The organism is Superficieibacter sp. 1612_C1 (assembly GCF_015234305.1).
Lineage (GTDB): Bacteria > Pseudomonadota > Gammaproteobacteria > Enterobacterales > Enterobacteriaceae > Superficieibacter.
This window is the reverse complement of sequence record NZ_JADGMI010000006.1, coordinates 1-17,635: the sequence shown is the minus strand read 5'-3', so window position 1 is coordinate 17,635 and position 17,635 is coordinate 1. Positions and strand designations below refer to the sequence as shown.

Genomic DNA, 17,635 nt, shown 5'->3' with positions numbered 1-17,635 from the left:
AAGGGACTCCTTAGCTTACGAACTGCTGCACGATACGGCTACCAAAGTAGGCCAGGGTCAGAATGCACGCGCCCGCAACGTTAAACCAGACAACGCGACGGCCGCGCCATCCTTTATGATAGTGGCCCCACAACAGCACGATATAAACAAACCACGCAATAATGGAAAGCACTGCTTTATCGATATTCTCCACGCTGAAAAGGTTATGCATGTAGAACAACCCTGTACACAGCGTCAGGGTGAGCAGCACGACGCCAATCTGCGTAATGTGGAACATTTTGCGCTCAATACTCATCAGCGGCGGCATTTCACTGTTGAATACCAGCTTCTTATTTTTTAACTGGTAATCGATCCAGGCCAGCTGTAGCGCATAAAGCGCAGCAATAATCAGCGTGGCGTAGGAGAACAGCGACATCCCAATGTGGATCATCATCCCCGGCGTCGTCTCCAGATGGGTGATGAATTCATTCGGCATAAAGGTGGCGAAAGCGAGGTTGATAAACGCAAACGTATACACAATGGGCAGCAGCAGCCAGCCACGATTGCGCGAGGCGACAATAGTCATCACCGTACAAATCATCAGGCTGACCAGCGAACCGACGTTTAACAGGCTAAGATTCTGGCCGCCGTTTCCATCAGGGAAAATGCGTGCTTCCAGGGCAAAAGCGTGACAAACCAGCGCGATAACCGCTGAAAGCATCGCCATGCGCCGCCAGCCGCTATTTTTCTGAAGCAGGCCGGGGATAATCAGCGCCAGGCTGAATGAATAGGCAACAAGAGCGAGCAGCGCAAAAACAGGCATAGGTTTATTGACGGTTCACTGGGAAGAAAGAGAGTCAGTATAACGTTACGTGACCTCCGCTCCAACCGTTGCATAACAACAAAGGCGGCTTCATGTTATACTGCGGCAAAATTTTGTAGACGTGTCGCGCGAGCGACCGACCGTTTCCACCTCAGGCGAGAGACAATGTTTGATAATTTAACCGATCGTTTGTCGCGCACGCTGCGCAATATCAGTGGCCGTGGACGCCTTACTGAAGAGAACGTTAAAGAGACGCTGCGTGAAGTGCGTATGGCGCTACTGGAGGCTGACGTTGCGCTGCCGGTAGTGCGTGAGTTCATCAATCGCGTAAAAGAGAAAGCGGTTGGTCACGAAGTCAATAAAAGCCTGACGCCGGGTCAGGAATTCGTCAAAATCGTGCGCAACGAGCTTGTTGCGGCGATGGGCGAAGAAAACCAGGTGCTGAACCTGGCCGCACAGCCGCCCGCCGTGGTGCTGATGGCGGGCCTGCAAGGGGCCGGTAAAACCACCAGCGTCGGTAAGCTGGGTAAGTTCCTGCGCGAGAAGCACAAGAAGAAAGTGCTGGTCGTTTCTGCCGACGTTTATCGTCCAGCGGCAATCAAACAGCTTGAAACGCTGGCCCAGCAGGTCGGCGTCGATTTCTTCCCGTCTGACGTCGGGCAGAAGCCTGTCGATATCGTCAACGCCGCGCTGAAAGAAGCGAAGCTTAAATTCTACGATGTGCTGCTGGTGGATACCGCTGGTCGTCTGCACGTAGACGAAGCGATGATGGATGAGATCAAGCAGGTTCACGCTTCTATCAATCCGGTAGAAACGCTGTTTGTCGTCGACGCGATGACCGGTCAGGATGCGGCCAATACCGCCAAAGCGTTTAACGAAGCGCTGCCGTTAACCGGCGTGGTGCTGACCAAAGTCGACGGTGATGCCCGTGGCGGTGCGGCGCTCTCAATTCGTCATATCACCGGCAAGCCGATTAAATTCCTCGGCGTCGGCGAGAAGACCGAAGCGCTGGAGCCGTTCCATCCGGATCGTATCGCCTCCCGTATTCTCGGTATGGGCGATGTGCTGTCGCTGATCGAAGATATCGAAAGCAAAGTCGACCGTGCGCAGGCCGAGAAATTAGCCAGCAAGCTGAAGAAAGGCGACGGTTTCGACCTGAACGACTTTCTTGAACAGCTTAAGCAGATGAAAAACATGGGCGGTATGGCAAGCCTGATGGGTAAGCTGCCGGGCATGGGGCAAATCCCGGACAACGTTAAGTCGCAGATGGACGATAAAGTCCTTGTGCGTATGGAAGCCATCATCAACTCAATGACCCTGAAAGAACGCGCAAAGCCGGAAATCATTAAAGGTTCCCGTAAACGCCGTATCGCTCAGGGCTGCGGTATGCAGGTGCAGGACGTTAACCGCCTTCTGAAACAGTTCGACGACATGCAGCGCATGATGAAGAAGATGAAGAAGGGTGGGATGAAAGGGATGATGCGCGGGATGAAAGGGATGATGCCGCCAGGTTTCCCGGGTCGTTAACCGGCCTGGCTTGTTTGTCATATTGGCACCGGGGTGTACTCGCCACCCTCACGTACTTCGTGTACGCCCCGGTAGCTGCGCGCACGCCTGCACCAATCTGCCTGCACCGCTGACGGCCTTCTGCAATAGAGTTTCAACTGTTGATTGCAATTTCCCCAAAAATCAGTAAAATTTTCGGGCTTTTAATATAACACCGGGTCCCTTCCCTCGATGGGACCCGGTGTTTTATTCACACAAGAGGATGTTATGGTAACTATTCGTTTAGCTCGTCACGGCGCTAAAAAGCGTCCGTTCTACCAGGTTGTTGTCACCGACAGCCGTAATGCACGCAACGGTCGCTTCATCGAGCGCGTTGGCTTCTTCAACCCGATCGCCAGCGAAAAAGAAGAAGGCACTCGCCTGGATCTGGATCGCATCGCTCACTGGGTTGGTCTGGGCGCGACCCTTTCCGATCGCGTTGCTGCGCTGATCAAAGAAGCAAAAAAAGCAGCTTAATCTGTCACGGTGGTCATGATGAGCAAACAACTTGCCGCACAAGTTCCCGTTGAACCGGTTGTACTGGGAAAAATGGGTTCTCCCTACGGAATTCGTGGTTGGCTCAGAGTGTTTTCTTCCACCGAAGAGGCCGAAAGCATTTTTGACTATCAGCCCTGGTTTATCCAGAAGGCGGGTCAGTGGCAGCAAATACAGCTGGAAAGCTGGAAGCACCACAATCAGGATTTGATCATCAAGCTGCAAGGCATTGACGATCGTGATGCCGCGAATGTACTGACTAATTGTGAAATTGTCGTAGATTCCTCGCAGTTGCCTGCGCTTGAAGATGGTAGCTACTACTGGAAAGACCTTATGGGTTGCCAGGTAGTCACCACTGAAGGCTACGAGCTGGGTAAAGTCGTTGATATGATGGAAACCGGCTCAAATGACGTGATCGTCATTAAGGCAAACCTGAAAGATGCATTTGGTATCAAGGAACGTCTCGTACCGTTCCTCGATGGACAGGTTATCAAGAAAGTCGATCTCGCTACTCGTACTATTGAAGTAGATTGGGATCCTGGTTTTTAAACCACCGGATAAACGGTAAATGACGGCGTAGTGGGGATAGGCTTGTGTTTATAGGTATTGTTAGCCTGTTTCCTGAAATGTTTCGCGCAATTACCGATTACGGGGTAACTGGCCGGGCTGTAAAAAATGGCCTGCTGAACATCCAGAGCTGGAGTCCTCGTGATTTCGCGCATGACCGGCACCGTACCGTGGACGAACGTCCTTACGGCGGCGGACCGGGGATGTTAATGATGGTGCAACCTTTACGGGACGCCATTCATGCAGCAAAAGAAGCGGCAGGGGAAGGCGCTAAGGTGATTTATCTGTCACCTCAGGGACGCAAGCTTGATCAAGCGGGCGTCAGCGAACTGGCAACGAATCAGAAACTGATTCTGGTGTGCGGTCGCTACGAAGGCGTAGATGAGCGCGTAATTCAAACCGAGATTGACGAAGAATGGTCTATCGGCGATTACGTTCTCAGCGGTGGTGAGTTGCCCGCAATGACGCTGATTGACTCGGTCGCCCGGTTTATTCCGGGGGTTCTGGGCCATGAAGCATCAGCAACGGAAGATTCCTTTGCTGACGGGTTGCTGGATTGCCCCCACTACACGCGTCCTGAAGTGTTAGAAGGAATGGAAGTACCGCCGGTTTTACTGTCGGGAAACCATGCCGAGATACGTCGCTGGCGTTTGAAACAGTCGCTGGGCCGCACCTGGCTTAGAAGACCTGAACTTCTGGAAAACCTGGCTCTGACTGAAGAGCAAGCAAGGTTGCTGGCGGAGTTCAAAAAAGAGCACGCGTAACGGCAACATAGACATGATGGGCAGGCGTAAGCCCCCAAATATCAGTTTACCCAGGATAAGAGATTAAATTATGAGCAACATTATTAAGCAACTTGAACAAGAGCAGATGAAGCAGGACGTACCTTCCTTCCGTCCGGGTGATACCGTGGAAGTGAAAGTATGGGTTGTTGAAGGTTCCAAAAAACGTCTGCAGGCATTTGAGGGCGTGGTTATCGCTATTCGTAGCCGCGGTCTGCACTCTGCATTCACTGTTCGCAAAATCTCCAACGGCGAAGGCGTTGAGCGTGTCTTCCAGACTCACTCTCCGGTAGTTGACAGCATTGCTGTTAAACGTCGTGGTGCTGTACGTAAAGCTAAACTGTACTACCTGCGTGAGCGTACTGGTAAGTCTGCTCGTATCAAAGAGCGTCTTAACTAAGATATCGCTTTCGCGACATCCATATAAAAGGGCTGGCCAGTGGGCTGGCCCTTTTTTCATCCATTGAGAACGCATTGCGTTAACTGTTTCGACATAAATCATTTACAATGTCCGCTCGCAGCGGGAGGGTAAGTGATTAACAACGCACTACGTCAGCCAGGTAAGACACGCACAGCGGCATGGCTCGCGCTGTTTGCGATCCTGCTGATCGTCGTCGCTCCGCTGATTTCCGTCTCTCTGCAACAGGATCCCATGAGTGCCATGCCAGGAATGCATCATGATATGAGCATGATGGCCGACCATGGTGAGCATGATGCGCCGACAACGATGCCTGTCGATCATGGCGAAGCCTGCGGCTACTGTGTGCTGCTGGCTCATATTCCCGGGCTGCTTCTGGCGCTGACGATCCTGCTGTGCGCTGTGGTGCTCAGACAAAAGACGCCACCGCCGCGCCCGACCATTAAACACTGGTATTTCTTTCCCTGGCTGTATCCTGATACCCGCGCCCCGCCGCGCACGTCTGCTTTATCCCAATTCTGATCTGACGTCTATGCGCGCCTGCGTATAGCGCTTTTTGACTTTATCTGAGGAAAAGTATGACAACCTGCACCCCACGCGCGGCATGGATCACCCTGCTGCGACGTCTTCATTTCTATATTGGCCTGTTTGTCGGCCCCTTTATTTTTGTTGCGGCCTTAACCGGAACGCTCTACGTCGCCACGCCTCAGCTTGAGGAGTGGATCTATGCCGATGCGCTACACGGTGCGGTGCAGGGCGACAAGCAGTCGCTCGCGCAGCAGATCGCGATAGCTGAGCAGGTGACGGGCGGGCATTTGCCGCTCCAGGCTGTACGTCCGGGGCTGGAGGCGGGCGAAACGACCCGGGTGATGTATGCCGATCCTGCATTAGGCGTTTCTGAAAGCCGGGCGATTTTTATCGATCCGGTTACGCTTGCGGTGAAAGGCGATATGACGGTTTACGGCACCAGCGGCATCTTACCGTTACGTCAGTGGATCGACTACGCGCACCGCTCGTTGCTGCTCGGCGATATCGGCAGAAACTACAGCGAGCTGGCCGCATCGTGGATGTGGATCGCGGCGCTCGGCGGGATCACGCTGTGGTTTTTTACCCGTCCTAAACGTCGACTCAACAATCGGGTCCAGAACACTCGCCGCCTGCATGTCACGCTCGGCTGGTTGCTACTGGCGGGCATGCTGCTGTTCTCTGCGACTGGCCTGACCTGGTCGCAGTGGGCGGGAGCAAACGTCGATAAAATGCGTGCTGCATTTAACTGGCTGACGCCGCAGGTGAATACTCAGCTTCAGGGAAAGGCCGACGTTCACGATCCGCATGCGGAACACCATATGCATCACGGTGGAATGGTCATGGCGGAAGATAAACCTTCTCTGGCTAATTTTGATGAGGTACTGCATGTCGCGCAGTCCGCCGGGATCAAGGCTAATAACGTCGAAATTCGTCCGGCCCGTAGCGCCGATCGTGCGTGGACCGTCACCGAAATTGACCGTCGCTGGCCAACGCAGGTGGATGCCGTCGCGGTGAACAGTGGAACCATGCAGGTCGTCGACAGCACCCGTTTTTCCGACTTCCCACTGATGGCGAAGCTGACGCGCTGGGGCGTGGATTTTCATATGGGGATTTTGTTTGGCCTGCCTAACCAGCTGCTGCTGATCGCCTTTGGCATTGAGCTGTGCGTAAGCATTGTTTTTGGCTACCGCTTATGGTGGATCCGCCGTCCGGCAGCCGGCGCGTTAACTCCGCTATGGCAAAGCGTGGCGCAGCTGTCCATAGCGGGGCGGGCATGTATGCTGATCGGCGCGCTTGCGCTGGGAATGGCGATGCCGGTAATGGGCGTCAGTTTGCTGATTTTTGTGTTGATCGACTATTTGCGCTGGCGAAAAAGCAGCCAACGGATGACCAGTCAAAGCGTGTAAGACTTTTGATGTGCGAAGCCTGATAAACCGGATCAGGTTTTTGCACATCAATGGTGTAAAGTATTCATTACAATATTGATGGCCTGAACAGGAGGTTATTTTGCTTTTGTAAAATAAAGTGTACGTATTTTGTATTGAATTCTTTACCACTTGTGGTATCGTGAATTCCTCCTCTGTTGAGGATCCTTTTATCGCAAACGAGCCAGACAGGATTGCCATCATGCAAAAAGACGCGCTGAACAACGTACATATCGCCGACGAACAGATCTTAATTACCCCGGATCAGCTGAAAGCCGAGTTCCCGCTCAGCGCAGCGCAGGAAGCGCAGATTGCACAATCGCGTAAAACCATCTCCGACATTATTGCCGGACGCGATCCTCGTTTACTGGTAGTGTGCGGTCCCTGTTCTATCCACGATCCGGAAACGGCGCTGGAGTATGCTCGTCGATTTAAAACCCTTGCCGCAGAGGTCAGCGATAGCCTCTATCTGGTAATGCGCGTCTATTTTGAGAAACCCCGTACCACCGTCGGCTGGAAAGGGTTGATTAACGATCCACACATGGATGGCTCGTTTGATGTCGAAGCCGGTCTGAAAATTGCGCGTCACCTGCTGGTGGACCTGGTCAATATGGGGCTGCCGCTGGCAACCGAAGCGCTGGATCCTAATAGCCCGCAGTACCTGGGCGATCTGTTTAGCTGGTCAGCCATCGGCGCGCGCACGACCGAATCGCAAACACACCGCGAAATGGCGTCTGGTTTATCCATGCCGGTGGGCTTTAAGAACGGCACCGACGGCAGTCTGGCAACCGCCATTAACGCGATGCGTGCTGCGGCGCAATCCCACCGCTTTGTCGGAATTAACCAGGCGGGCCAGGTCTGTCTGCTGCAAACCCAGGGCAACCCGGATGGTCACGTGATCCTGCGCGGCGGCAAAGCGCCGAACTACAGCCCGGCAGATGTGGCGCAGTGTGAAAAAGAGATGGCTCAGGCGGGACTCAAGCCCTCTCTGATGATAGATTGCAGCCATGGGAATTCTAATAAAGACTACCGCCGCCAGCCTGCGGTCGCTGAATCCGCGGTTGCACAAATCAAAGATGGTAACCGATCCATTATCGGCCTGATGATTGAAAGTAATATTCATGAAGGGAACCAGTCTTCTGAGCAGCCGCGCAGCGCGATGCAGTACGGCGTTTCCGTTACCGATGCGTGCATCAGCTGGGAAACGACCGATGCGCTGCTGCGTGAAATCGATCGCGATTTGAAAGGCCACATGGCGGCGCGTCTGGCATAAGAGGTTGGTTATGGTTGCTGAGTTGACCGCGTTACGCGATCAAATTGATGAAGTGGATAAGGCGCTGCTGGGACTGCTGGCGCGTCGTCTGGCGCTGGTAGCCGAAGTGGGCGAAGTAAAAAGCCAGTTCGGCCTGCCGATTTACGTCCCGGAGCGTGAAGCCTCCATGCTGGCGTCGCGGCGGAAAGAAGCCGAGGCGCTGGGCGTGCCGCCGGATTTGATCGAAGACGTGCTGCGCCGCGTGATGCGGGAATCCTATTCCAGCGAAAACGACAAAGGCTTCAAAACGCTCTGTCCGACGCTACGGCCGGTAGTCATCGTCGGCGGCGCGGGTCAAATGGGTCGCCTGTTTGAAAAAATGCTCACTCTCTCCGGCTACCAGGTCAACATTCTTGAAAAAGAGGACTGGGCGCGGGCGGAGGAGATTGTCGCCGATGCGGGAATGGTGATTGTCAGCGTGCCGATCCATGCGACGGAGCAGATTATTCACCATCTGCCGACGCTGCCGGAAGACTGTATTCTGGTGGATCTGGCCTCGGTGAAAAACGGGCCGTTGCAGGCGATGCTCGCCGCGCATAAAGGCCCGGTGCTCGGGCTGCATCCGATGTTCGGCCCGGACAGCGGTAGCCTTGCCAAGCAGGTGGTGGTGTGGTGCGATGGCCGTCAGCCGGAAGCCTACCAGTGGTTCCTTGAGCAAATCCAGGTCTGGGGCGCGCGGCTGCACCGCATCAGCGCAGTAGAGCACGATCAGAATATGGCGTTTATCCAGGCGCTGCGCCACTTTGCGACGTTCGCCTATGGGCTGCATCTGGCGGAAGAAAACGTGCAGCTGGAGCAGCTTCTCGCACTCTCGTCGCCGATTTATCGCCTGGAACTGGCAATGGTGGGAAGACTGTTTGCGCAAGACCCGCAACTTTACGCCGACATTATTATGGCGTCAGGCGATAACCTTGCGCTCATCAAGCGTTACTACCAGCGCTTTGGCGACGCCATTCAGCTTCTGGAACATGGCGACAAGCAAGCCTTTATCGACAGCTTCCGTAAAGTAGAGCACTGGTTTGGCGATTACGCGCAGCGTTTCCAGAGTGAAAGCCGGGGGCTGCTGCGCCAGGCAAATGATAGCCGTCAGTAATTAAAAATCCTGTATATACTCAAAAGCCAGAGGGGAGACCCGCTGGCTTTTTTATTAGGGAGAAGACATGGCCGTACTGCAACCGTTGTTTGAGTATACCGGGCATCTGCCGGAGTGCCCGACCTGGAGCGAAGAGGAACAGGCGCTCTACTGGGCCGATATTATTGAAGGCGAAATTCATCGTTTTCACCCGCAAAGCGGCGATCATCAGGTGCTTCAGTTCCCTGAAGAGGTGGGCTGCTTTGCGCTCAGAGAGAAGGGGGGGTTCATCGTTGCGTTACGTAACGCTATCTGGCTGACGGATGCGCGCGGCCTGCTGACGCACAAGGTGTGTGATAACCCATCCAATCCTCAACTGGCGCGTTTCAACGACGGCGGCACCGATCGGAACGGGCGTTTTTATGCGGGCACGTTCTGGTCTCCCGGCGATTATAACGGGGCGCTGCTGATGAGAGTGGATAACGATCTCACCCCGCATGTGATCCAGAGCGATATTCAGGGTTCCAACGGGCTCGCCTTCAGCGAAGATGAAAAGTGGATGTACAGCTCCGATACGCCCAATAACGTTATTTATCGTACGCCGCTGAACCACCAGGGTATGCCGGGGCAGCGTGGAATTTTCCGTCAGTTCGCGGAGGGGGAGGGTAGCCCGGACGGCGCGGCGGTAGATGTTGAGGGTTGTTACTGGAGCGCAATGTTTGACGGCTGGCGCATTGCCCGCTTTTCACCGCAGGGCGAACAGCTGGAGGAGTACCGGCTGCCGGTACGCTGTCCGACGATGGTCTGCTTTGGCGGTCCGGAGATGAAAACGCTGTTTATTACCACCACGCGGGAAAATATGGACGCGCAGGAAGTGGCGCAATATCCGCTTTCCGGCGCGATCTTCACCCTGCCTGTGAATGTGGCAGGAGTGAAGAAACGGCCGTTTATCGAACGTTAAACCGGATCGACCGGCACCACGTTTTCACTCGGATAGCAGCCCAGCACTTTCATGGAACGGGTGATGGCAGCCAGCTCTTTAAGCGCGTCCTGCATTGCCCGTGATTCGAGATTGGCCTGGATATCCAGATAAAACATCTCTTCCCACGGATTGCCGTAAATCGGCCGCGATTCCAGCTTGGTCATGATCAAATTGTGGTTGCGCAGCACCAGTAACGCCTCCACCAGCGCGCCAGCCTGCTGACCGGTGGCAATCAGCAGTGTGGTTTTCGCCGGCACCTGCTCTGAAACGTCGATGGCCTTGCGCGCCAGTACCACGAAGCGGGTGAAATTCTGGCTCTGATTCGCCTGGATACGCTCCAGCACCTGCAAACCGTAAAGTGCACCGCCCGCTTCGCTACCGAGTGCAGCCACTTCACCGGATGCCGCCTGCGCCACTTTCTCCATTGCTGCCGATGTGCTTTCGGTATATTCGATCTTCCAGTGCGGATAGCGGTTAATAAACTGGCTGCACTGCTGGAACGGCTGCGGATGGCTGTAAACGGTCTTAATTTTATTGACGTCGGTGGCGGCGGAAACCAGCAGGCAGTGATCGATAGTCACCGTCATTTCCCCGACGATAGAGAGCGAGGTGTGCTGGAGCAGATCGTAAACATCGTTGATCGAGCCAGAGCTGGTGTTCTCAATCGGCACCACCGCGTAATCGGCCTGCCCGGTTTCGACCTGATTAAAAATGTCGGCGAATTTCGCACAGCCGCTCTCAATAAACTGGGCAAAGTGACGCGCAGCATACTGACGCGCGGCCAGATGTGAATAAGAGCCTTTGGGGCCCAGAAAGGCGACGCGTGCCGAATGCGGATTGGTTTTATTCAGGTGCTGCTGGAGCAACGCCTGCTGGGTCAGGACGGAATCTTCAATGATCAGATGGAACAGACGGGTGATGTAATGGGCATCGAGTTGGTGCGTTTTTCCAAGCTGAATGAGCCTCTCCAGCAACGCACGCTCGCGGTCGATATCACGCACCGGGCGATGGGAGGTGAGCTTCGCTTTGCCCACTTCCACTGCCAGCCCACGGCGCTCGGCCAGCAATACCAGTAATTGTTCATCCAGCGCGCTAATTTTATCGCGCAGGGCCAGTAACGGGTTTTCCTCAGTCATAATGTCGCCTGTCTCATGTCCATAAAAAAGGCCCCCCGGAGTGGGAGGCCTTATTGTTCGTCTTCGCATTCTTTATCACACGACGAAACGCCTCCCGATCAGGGGAAGGTAAAAAAGAATGCGAAGAAAAACGGGATGATTTTCATAATAACGTCCTGATGTCGATGAAGGTAAAGTACCCGCTCTGTTTAAACTCTGTCAACAAAAAACGCGCCCGGAGGCGCGTTGGCGATACACTCAATATAAGGGATTACTTCTCTTCTTCTTCAACTTCTTCTTCTTCAACGAAGTTGGCGTCTCTCACCGACGTGGTGGCACGGCGCGCTTCGCCTTTGTGCTGCACTTTATTGAGCTGCCGTTCCAGCTTGTTGATCAATTCGTTAATGGCGGCGTACATATCTTCATGTTTGGCGCTGGCAACAAGGTGACCATTAGGCGTATTCATTGTTGCATCAGCAGTAAACCCCTGCGGTTCTTTTGACAGAATAATGTGCGGGTTTATCAGGTGAGTTTGCCATTTATCAAGTTTGGCGAGACGGTCGGCGACATGTTGGCGTATTGCCGGGGTGATTTCCATTTGCTTGCTGGTAATGTTCACTGTCATAAATTTTACCTCTTGTCTTTCCGTCTTGGTAACTTCAGCATAACGCGCCCAATGGCAATTTGCGTGATTAAAATCACATTTTTTTGTCACTTTTTGTCAGCAAAGACTTTTTGTGAGGCAGAACATGAAGAGGCGTTTTTTTGCTTGAAGTAAGCGAAATTACCCGCCATATTCGATGGGATGATCTGAGTCGAAACACTCAGCAAACGGTAAAAAAAACGGCAGCCCGCAGGCTGCCGTTTTGTCTTTCCAGGGAAAATCAGGTGTTGCTGCTGTTGGCAGCAATGATTTTCGCTACTTTTTCAGCCTGAGTATTCATCTGCATTTCACGGTAGGCGTTTTCCATCAGCGGCAGGGCGTCGCGCGTGGCCTGGGTATCAGGGTAGTCACGCAGCATACCTTCAACACGGTTAACCACCGCTACCCACGCGCCACGCTGGGTATAATATTCCGCAACGGAGTATTCATACTTAGACAGACGATCTTTCAGGAACACCAGACGCTTAGTGGCATCGGTCACATACTGGCTGTTCGGATAACCGCGCACCAGTTTAGAGAAATCGTTAAACGCATCGCGGGCATGCAGCGGATCGCGATCGCTACGATCGACGCCGAAGAAGCCCTGAAGTGCGCTATCGTCCAGCGCCATGTTGGTTAATCCACGCATGTACATCACATAGTCGATGTTAGGATGGGTTGGATTCAGGCGCATAAAGCGATCGATAGAGGCCTGGGCCAGCGGCAGATCGGCATTCTTATAATATGCGTAGATCAGATCCAGCTGTACTTGCTGAGAGTAAGGGCCGAATGGATAACGATTATCCAGCGCTTCCAGTTGCGTTATTGCTTGTTTCCAGTTACCGTCCTGCAGTTTTTGCTGAGCAGTCGCGTAGATTTCCGCAGGCGGATTATCAGGTACCTCTTCCTTTGAGCCGGAGCACCCCACCAAAGCCAGGCTCAGTGTGGCTGCTGCCACCAGATATTTCATGCGCATCATGACGTTTTGACTTCCTCAGAATGTTTATGCGGGAGATTAACTGTTCCTGCTCCCGATTAAGACCAGCTACAATAGCACACTATATTATACGGCCAAGCCGTAAAACCCAACGTTAAACGAAGAAGCTGTCTATGGCACAACTAGTACAACTCACCGCAACGGTGTCCGAAACTCAACTCGGTCAACGCTTAGATCAGGCTTTGGCCGAATTGTTCCCTGATTATTCGCGATCGCGAATAAAAGATTGGATCCTTGCTCAGCAGGTACAGGTCAACGGCAAAATTTGCGACAAGCCGAAAGAAAAAGTGTTTGGCGGGGAAAGCGTCGCCATCAATGCTGAAATCGAAGAGGAAGCCCGCTTCGAGCCGCAGGACATCCCGCTGGATATTGTCTACGAAGACGACGACATCCTCGTCATTAATAAACCGCGCGATTTCGTGGTCCACCCTGGCGCGGGCAACCCGGATGGGACAGTGCTGAATGCACTGCTGCATTACTATCCGCCTATTGTCGATGTTCCGCGTGCGGGTATCGTTCACCGTCTGGATAAAGACACTACCGGTCTGATGGTGGTGGCAAAAACGGTCCCGGCGCAGACCCGGCTGGTGGAATCGCTGCAACTGCGCGAAATTACCCGCGAATATGAAGCGGTGGCGATCGGCCATATGACGGCGGGCGGGACGGTAAGCGAGCCGATCAGCCGGCACCCGACGAAACGCACGCATATGTCCGTTCATCCGATGGGTAAACCGGCGGTCACGCACTATCGCATCATGGAACATTTCCGTATTCATACGCGCCTGCGTTTGCGTCTGGAAACCGGGCGTACTCATCAGATCCGCGTACATATGTCGCACATCACGCATCCACTGGTCGGCGATCAGCTCTACGGTGGTCGTCCGCGTCCGCCGAAAGGCGCATCGGAAGAATTTATTAGCGAACTGCGCAAATTTGATCGTCAGGCGCTGCACGCGACCATGTTGCGTCTGTATCACCCCATCAGCGGCATTGAGATGGAATGGCATGCACCTATTCCACAGGACATGGTCGATCTTATTGCCGCCATGCGTGCCGATTTCGAAGAACATAAGGATGACGTTGCCTGGCTATGACAAATGTGATCGTCCCGCAATGGCCCGCGCCGGAAGGCGTGGGAGCCTGTAGCTCTACGCGTATCGGCGGCGTGAGTCTGCCGCCGTATGACTCTCTGAACCTGGGAGCCCACTGTGGCGATAACCCGGAGTATGTCGAGGAGAACCGCACACGCCTGTTTGCGGCGGGCGGTCTGCCTTCAAAGCCTGTCTGGCTTGAACAGGTCCACGGTACCGCGGTGTTGCCGCTGACCGGCGGGCCGTATCTTTCTAAACGTGCCGACGCATCGTATAGCGCGACGCCCGGCACCGTATGTGCGGTCATGACCGCAGATTGTCTGCCTGTTTTATTCTGTAACCGGGCCGGAACCGAAGTGGCTGCGGCGCATGCAGGATGGCGCGGGTTATGTGAAGGCGTGCTGGAAGAGACCATTGCGTGCTTTCATGACAAGCCAGAGAATATTCTGGCCTGGCTTGGGCCGGCGATCGGTCCTGAGGCGTTTGAAGTCGGCGCGGAAGTGCGCGAGGCTTTTATGGCAAAAGCGGCTGAAGCCGTCAGTGCATTTCGTCCCGCCGGTGAAAAATATTTCGCCGATATTTACCTGCTGGCCCGTCAGCGGCTGGCCCGCGCCGGGGTGACTAATATCTACGGCGGGGACCGCTGCACGTTTAGCGAAAAGCAGCAATTTTTCTCTTATCGACGCGACAAAACAACGGGCCGTATGGCAAGTTTCGTTTGGCTGAGATAACCTATAGAATCAAGACGATCCAGACGTAACTTTTTTTTCACATACTCAGGTCTTTAACCTTGAATAATTGAGGGATGACCTCATTTAATCTCCAGTAGCAAATTTGACCTGTTATGGGAGGAATCATGCGTCTGGATCGTCTTACCAACAAATTCCAGCTTGCTCTTGCCGATGCCCAGTCTCTTGCACTTGGGCAAGACAACCAGTTTATCGAACCCCTGCACTTAATGAGCGCCTTGCTGAATCAGGAAGGGGGATCGGTGCGTCCTTTACTCACCTCGGCTGGCGTGAATGCCGGTCAGCTTCGCACGGCTATCGATCAGGCGTTAAGCCGTTTACCGCAGGTGGAAGGCACCGGCGGCGACGTGCAACCGTCTCAGGATCTGGTGCGCGTGCTGAATCTTTGCGACAAGCTGGCGCAAAAACGGGGCGATAACTTTATCTCGTCGGAACTGTTTGTTCTGGCGGCGCTTGAATCACGCGGCACGCTGACCGACCTGCTGAAATCAGCCGGGGCGACGACGGCGAATGTGACGCAGGCGATTGAACATATGCGCGGAGGTGACAGCGTGAACGATCAGGGGGCCGAAGACCAGCGTCAGGCCCTGAAAAAATATACCGTCGATCTGACCGAGCGCGCCGAGCAGGGCAAACTTGACCCGGTCATTGGCCGTGATGAAGAAATCCGCCGTACTATTCAGGTTCTGCAACGGCGGACCAAAAATAACCCGGTGCTGATTGGTGAGCCTGGTGTCGGTAAGACCGCCATTGTCGAAGGGCTGGCGCAGCGTATCGTTAACGGCGAAGTACCAGAAGGCTTAAAAGGCCGTAGGGTACTGGCGTTGGATATGGGCGCGCTGGTGGCGGGGGCGAAATACCGCGGTGAATTCGAAGAGCGGCTGAAAGGCGTGCTTAACGATCTGTCAAAACAGGAAGGCAATGTGATCCTGTTTATCGACGAACTGCACACGATGGTTGGCGCGGGTAAAGCGGACGGCGCGATGGATGCCGGCAACATGCTGAAACCGGCGCTGGCCCGCGGCGAGCTGCACTGCGTGGGTGCCACAACGCTGGACGAATATCGCCAGTACATCGAAAAAGATGCGGCGCTGGAACGTCGTTTCCAGAAAGTGTTCGTTGCCGAGCCGTCGGTGGAAGACACCATCGCGATCCTGCGCGGCCTGAAAGAACGTTATGAACTGCATCATCACGTGCAGATCACCGACCCGGCGATTGTCGCGGCGGCCACGTTATCGCATCGCTATATTGCGGATCGTCAACTGCCGGATAAAGCCATCGACCTGATTGACGAAGCCGCATCCAGCATTCGTATGCAGATCGATTCGAAGCCGGAAGAGCTGGACCGTCTGGATCGCCGCATCATCCAGTTGAAACTGGAACAGCAGGCGCTGAAAAAAGAGTCAGATGAAGCCAGTTTGAAGCGTCTGGATATGCTTAACGAAGAGTTGAGTGAAAAAGAGCGCCAGTATTCTGAACTGGAAGAAGAGTGGAAAGCGGAGAAAGCGTCTCTCTCCGGGACTCAGACGATTAAAGCCGAGCTGGAGCAGGCGAAAATCGCCATCGAACAGGCGCGGCGCGTGGGCGATTTGGGCCGGATGTCCGAACTTCAGTACGGCAAAATTCCGGAACTGGAAAAACAGCTGGCGGCGGCAACGCAGTCTGAAGGTAAAACCATGCGTCTGTTGCGTAATAAAGTCACCGATGCGGAAATTGCAGAGGTGCTGGCGCGCTGGACGGGGATCCCCGTCGCCAGAATGCTTGAAGGCGAGCGTGAGAAACTGCTGCGTATGGAGCAGGAGCTGCATAGCCGTGTGATTGGGCAGAATGAAGCCGTTGAGGCGGTATCGAATGCGATTCGCCGTAGCCGTGCGGGCCTGTCCGATCCAAACCGTCCGATTGGTTCGTTCCTGTTTCTGGGGCCGACCGGTGTGGGTAAAACGGAACTGTGTAAAGCGCTGGCTAACTTTATGTTCGACAGCGATGACGCGATGGTGCGTATCGACATGTCCGAGTTTATGGAGAAACACTCCGTTTCGCGGCTGGTCGGTGCGCCTCCAGGATACGTCGGCTATGAAGAGGGCGGATACCTGACGGAAGCGGTACGTCGTCGTCCCTATTCCGTCATCCTGCTGGATGAAGTAGAGAAGGCACATCCGGATGTATTCAACATTCTGCTACAGGTGCTTGACGATGGACGTCTGACCGACGGACAGGGGAGAACGGTCGACTTCCGTAATACGGTAGTGATCATGACTTCAAACCTGGGGTCGGACCTGATTCAGGAACGCTTTGGCGATCTGGACTATGGCAGTATGAAGGAGCTGGTGCTCGGCGTAGTCAGCCATAGCTTCCGGCCGGAGTTCATTAACCGTATTGATGAAGTGGTTGTGTTCCACCCATTAGGTGAAAAACACATCGCGTCCATTGCGCAGATCCAGTTGCAACGTCTGTATAAACGTCTGGAAGAACGTGGCTATGAAGTTCACATCTCTGAAGAGGCGCTGCAATTGCTCAGCCAGAATGGTTACGATCCGGTTTATGGTGCACGTCCTCTGAAACGGGCTATCCAGCAGCAGATTGAAAACCCGCTGGCACAGCAGATCCTCTCCGGGGCGTTAATTCCGGGGAAAGCGATCAAGCTGATAGTGCAGGATGAGCGCATCGCTGCCGTGCAGTAAGTAAGTGGGAATGCTAAACGGACCCTTCGGGGTCCGTTTTTGTTTAAATAATAAGCGGAAAAGTGCCCTTTTTAGTGAGTTTGGGTGAAAAGTAAGCGAACGGTGGTTTTTTTTAAATTTATGCTTGTCAGCCCGGAATAACTCCCTATAATGCGCCTCCACTGACACGGAACAACGGATTACATGCCGCCGGGTCAGCAGGCCCCTCCGGGAATGCCGACGGAGAAAAGCGAAAATAAACGCTTGACTCTGAGTGAGGAAAACGTATTATACGGGACCTCGCGACACAGCGCTAAAGCGCGTCGCAACTGCTCTTTAACAATTTATCAGACAATCTGTGTGGGCACTCGAAGATACGGATTCTTAAATGCCGAAAGGCAAAAATGAATACCAAGTCTCAAGAGTGAACACGTAATTCATTACGAAGTTTAA

18 protein-coding genes and 1 other annotated feature are annotated in these 17,635 nt (G+C 54.0%); of the genes, 13 read left to right on the top strand and 5 right to left on the bottom strand.

All coding sequences use genetic code 11. The features are described from left to right. Positions 1-10 precede the first annotated feature (10 nt). Positions 11-802 carry an inner membrane protein YpjD gene (locus tag INT84_RS19300; protein WP_194208107.1) on the bottom strand — a complete coding sequence of 264 codons (792 nt, stop codon included), beginning with the start codon at positions 800-802 and terminating at the stop codon, positions 11-13. Between the two features lie 165 nt (positions 803-967). On the opposite strand from INT84_RS19300, the gene ffh reads away from it, so the two are divergent. The 10 genes from ffh (at position 968) to INT84_RS19250 (ending at position 9,906) form a co-directional block, all read left to right on the top strand. Further along, positions 968-2,329 (top strand): signal recognition particle protein, encoded by a 1,362-nt coding sequence (ffh, locus tag INT84_RS19295; protein ID WP_176916908.1) that lies wholly within the window; start codon positions 968-970, stop codon positions 2,327-2,329. Between the two features lie 246 nt (positions 2,330-2,575). Beyond that, positions 2,576-2,824, top strand: coding sequence for a 30S ribosomal protein S16 (rpsP, locus tag INT84_RS19290; protein ID WP_176916907.1), 249 nt, complete (start codon positions 2,576-2,578; stop codon positions 2,822-2,824). Between the two features lie 18 nt (positions 2,825-2,842). Further along, complete coding sequence (gene rimM / locus INT84_RS19285) at positions 2,843-3,391, top strand: ribosome maturation factor RimM (protein WP_176916918.1); 549 nt, start codon at positions 2,843-2,845, stop codon at positions 3,389-3,391. Positions 3,392-3,435: 44 nt separating this feature from the next. Beyond that, positions 3,436-4,173 carry a tRNA (guanosine(37)-N1)-methyltransferase TrmD gene (gene trmD / locus INT84_RS19280; RefSeq protein ID WP_176916906.1) on the top strand — a complete coding sequence of 246 codons (738 nt, stop codon included), beginning with the start codon at positions 3,436-3,438 and terminating at the stop codon, positions 4,171-4,173. A gap of 70 nt (positions 4,174-4,243) precedes the next feature. Next, the gene (rplS, locus tag INT84_RS19275) at positions 4,244-4,591 is read left to right on the top strand and encodes a 50S ribosomal protein L19 (RefSeq protein WP_006687325.1); all 348 of its coding nucleotides are present in this window, start codon (positions 4,244-4,246) and stop codon (positions 4,589-4,591) included. Positions 4,592-4,726: 135 nt separating this feature from the next. Further along, the gene (locus INT84_RS19270; protein WP_370529693.1) at positions 4,727-5,131 is read left to right on the top strand and encodes a DUF2946 domain-containing protein; all 405 of its coding nucleotides are present in this window, start codon (positions 4,727-4,729) and stop codon (positions 5,129-5,131) included. Positions 5,132-5,187: 56 nt separating this feature from the next. Continuing rightward, a complete protein-coding gene (locus INT84_RS19265) occupies positions 5,188-6,543 on the top strand; it encodes a PepSY domain-containing protein (RefSeq protein WP_194208106.1) in 1,356 nt (451 codons plus the stop codon). Between the two features lie 220 nt (positions 6,544-6,763). Continuing rightward, positions 6,764-7,834: a 3-deoxy-7-phosphoheptulonate synthase AroF gene (gene aroF / locus INT84_RS19260; RefSeq protein WP_194208105.1), complete on the top strand. Its 1,071-nt coding sequence runs from the start codon at positions 6,764-6,766 to the stop codon at positions 7,832-7,834. 10 nt (positions 7,835-7,844) lie between these two features. After that, positions 7,845-8,966 (top strand): bifunctional chorismate mutase/prephenate dehydrogenase, encoded by a 1,122-nt coding sequence (tyrA, locus tag INT84_RS19255; protein ID WP_194208104.1) that lies wholly within the window; start codon positions 7,845-7,847, stop codon positions 8,964-8,966. Positions 8,967-9,033: 67 nt separating this feature from the next. After that, entirely contained in the window at positions 9,034-9,906 is an 873-nt protein-coding gene (locus tag INT84_RS19250) for an SMP-30/gluconolactonase/LRE family protein (RefSeq protein ID WP_194208103.1), read from the top strand. On the opposite strand, the gene pheA is transcribed toward INT84_RS19250, so the two are convergent. From pheA to bamD, 4 genes are all read right to left on the bottom strand, one after another. After that, the gene (pheA, locus tag INT84_RS19245) at positions 9,903-11,063 is read right to left on the bottom strand and encodes a bifunctional chorismate mutase/prephenate dehydratase (RefSeq protein ID WP_194208102.1); all 1,161 of its coding nucleotides are present in this window, start codon (positions 11,061-11,063) and stop codon (positions 9,903-9,905) included. The two genes, INT84_RS19250 and pheA, sit on opposite strands and share 4 nt — an antisense overlap. Positions 11,064-11,084: 21 nt before the next feature. Continuing rightward, positions 11,085-11,210: a sequence feature (Phe leader region), on the bottom strand. Further along, positions 11,162-11,209 carry a pheA operon leader peptide PheL gene (pheL, locus tag INT84_RS19240; protein WP_103678196.1) on the bottom strand — a complete coding sequence of 16 codons (48 nt, stop codon included), beginning with the start codon at positions 11,207-11,209 and terminating at the stop codon, positions 11,162-11,164. (Overlaps the previous feature by 48 nt.) A 103-nt stretch (positions 11,211-11,313) precedes the next feature. After that, positions 11,314-11,667, bottom strand: coding sequence for a ribosome-associated translation inhibitor RaiA (gene raiA, locus INT84_RS19235; RefSeq protein ID WP_176916900.1), 354 nt, complete (start codon positions 11,665-11,667; stop codon positions 11,314-11,316). Between the two features lie 259 nt (positions 11,668-11,926). After that, positions 11,927-12,664 (bottom strand): outer membrane protein assembly factor BamD, encoded by a 738-nt coding sequence (gene bamD / locus INT84_RS19230; RefSeq protein WP_103678129.1) that lies wholly within the window; start codon positions 12,662-12,664, stop codon positions 11,927-11,929. Positions 12,665-12,795: 131 nt separating this feature from the next. On the opposite strand from bamD, the gene rluD reads away from it, so the two are divergent. The 3 genes from rluD to clpB all read left to right on the top strand — a co-directional run bounded on the left by rluD (position 12,796) and on the right by clpB (position 17,203). Further along, complete coding sequence (gene rluD / locus INT84_RS19225; RefSeq protein ID WP_194208101.1) at positions 12,796-13,776, top strand: 23S rRNA pseudouridine(1911/1915/1917) synthase RluD; 981 nt, start codon at positions 12,796-12,798, stop codon at positions 13,774-13,776. Next, on the top strand, positions 13,773-14,504 hold the full coding sequence (gene yfiH / locus INT84_RS19220) for a purine nucleoside phosphorylase YfiH (RefSeq protein WP_194208100.1): 732 nt from the start codon (positions 13,773-13,775) through the stop codon (positions 14,502-14,504). Before rluD ends, yfiH begins: the two co-directional genes overlap by 4 nt. Positions 14,505-14,629: 125 nt before the next feature. Then, complete coding sequence (gene clpB / locus INT84_RS19215) at positions 14,630-17,203, top strand: ATP-dependent chaperone ClpB (protein ID WP_194208099.1); 2,574 nt, start codon at positions 14,630-14,632, stop codon at positions 17,201-17,203. The last annotated feature ends 432 nt before the right edge of the window (positions 17,204-17,635 follow it).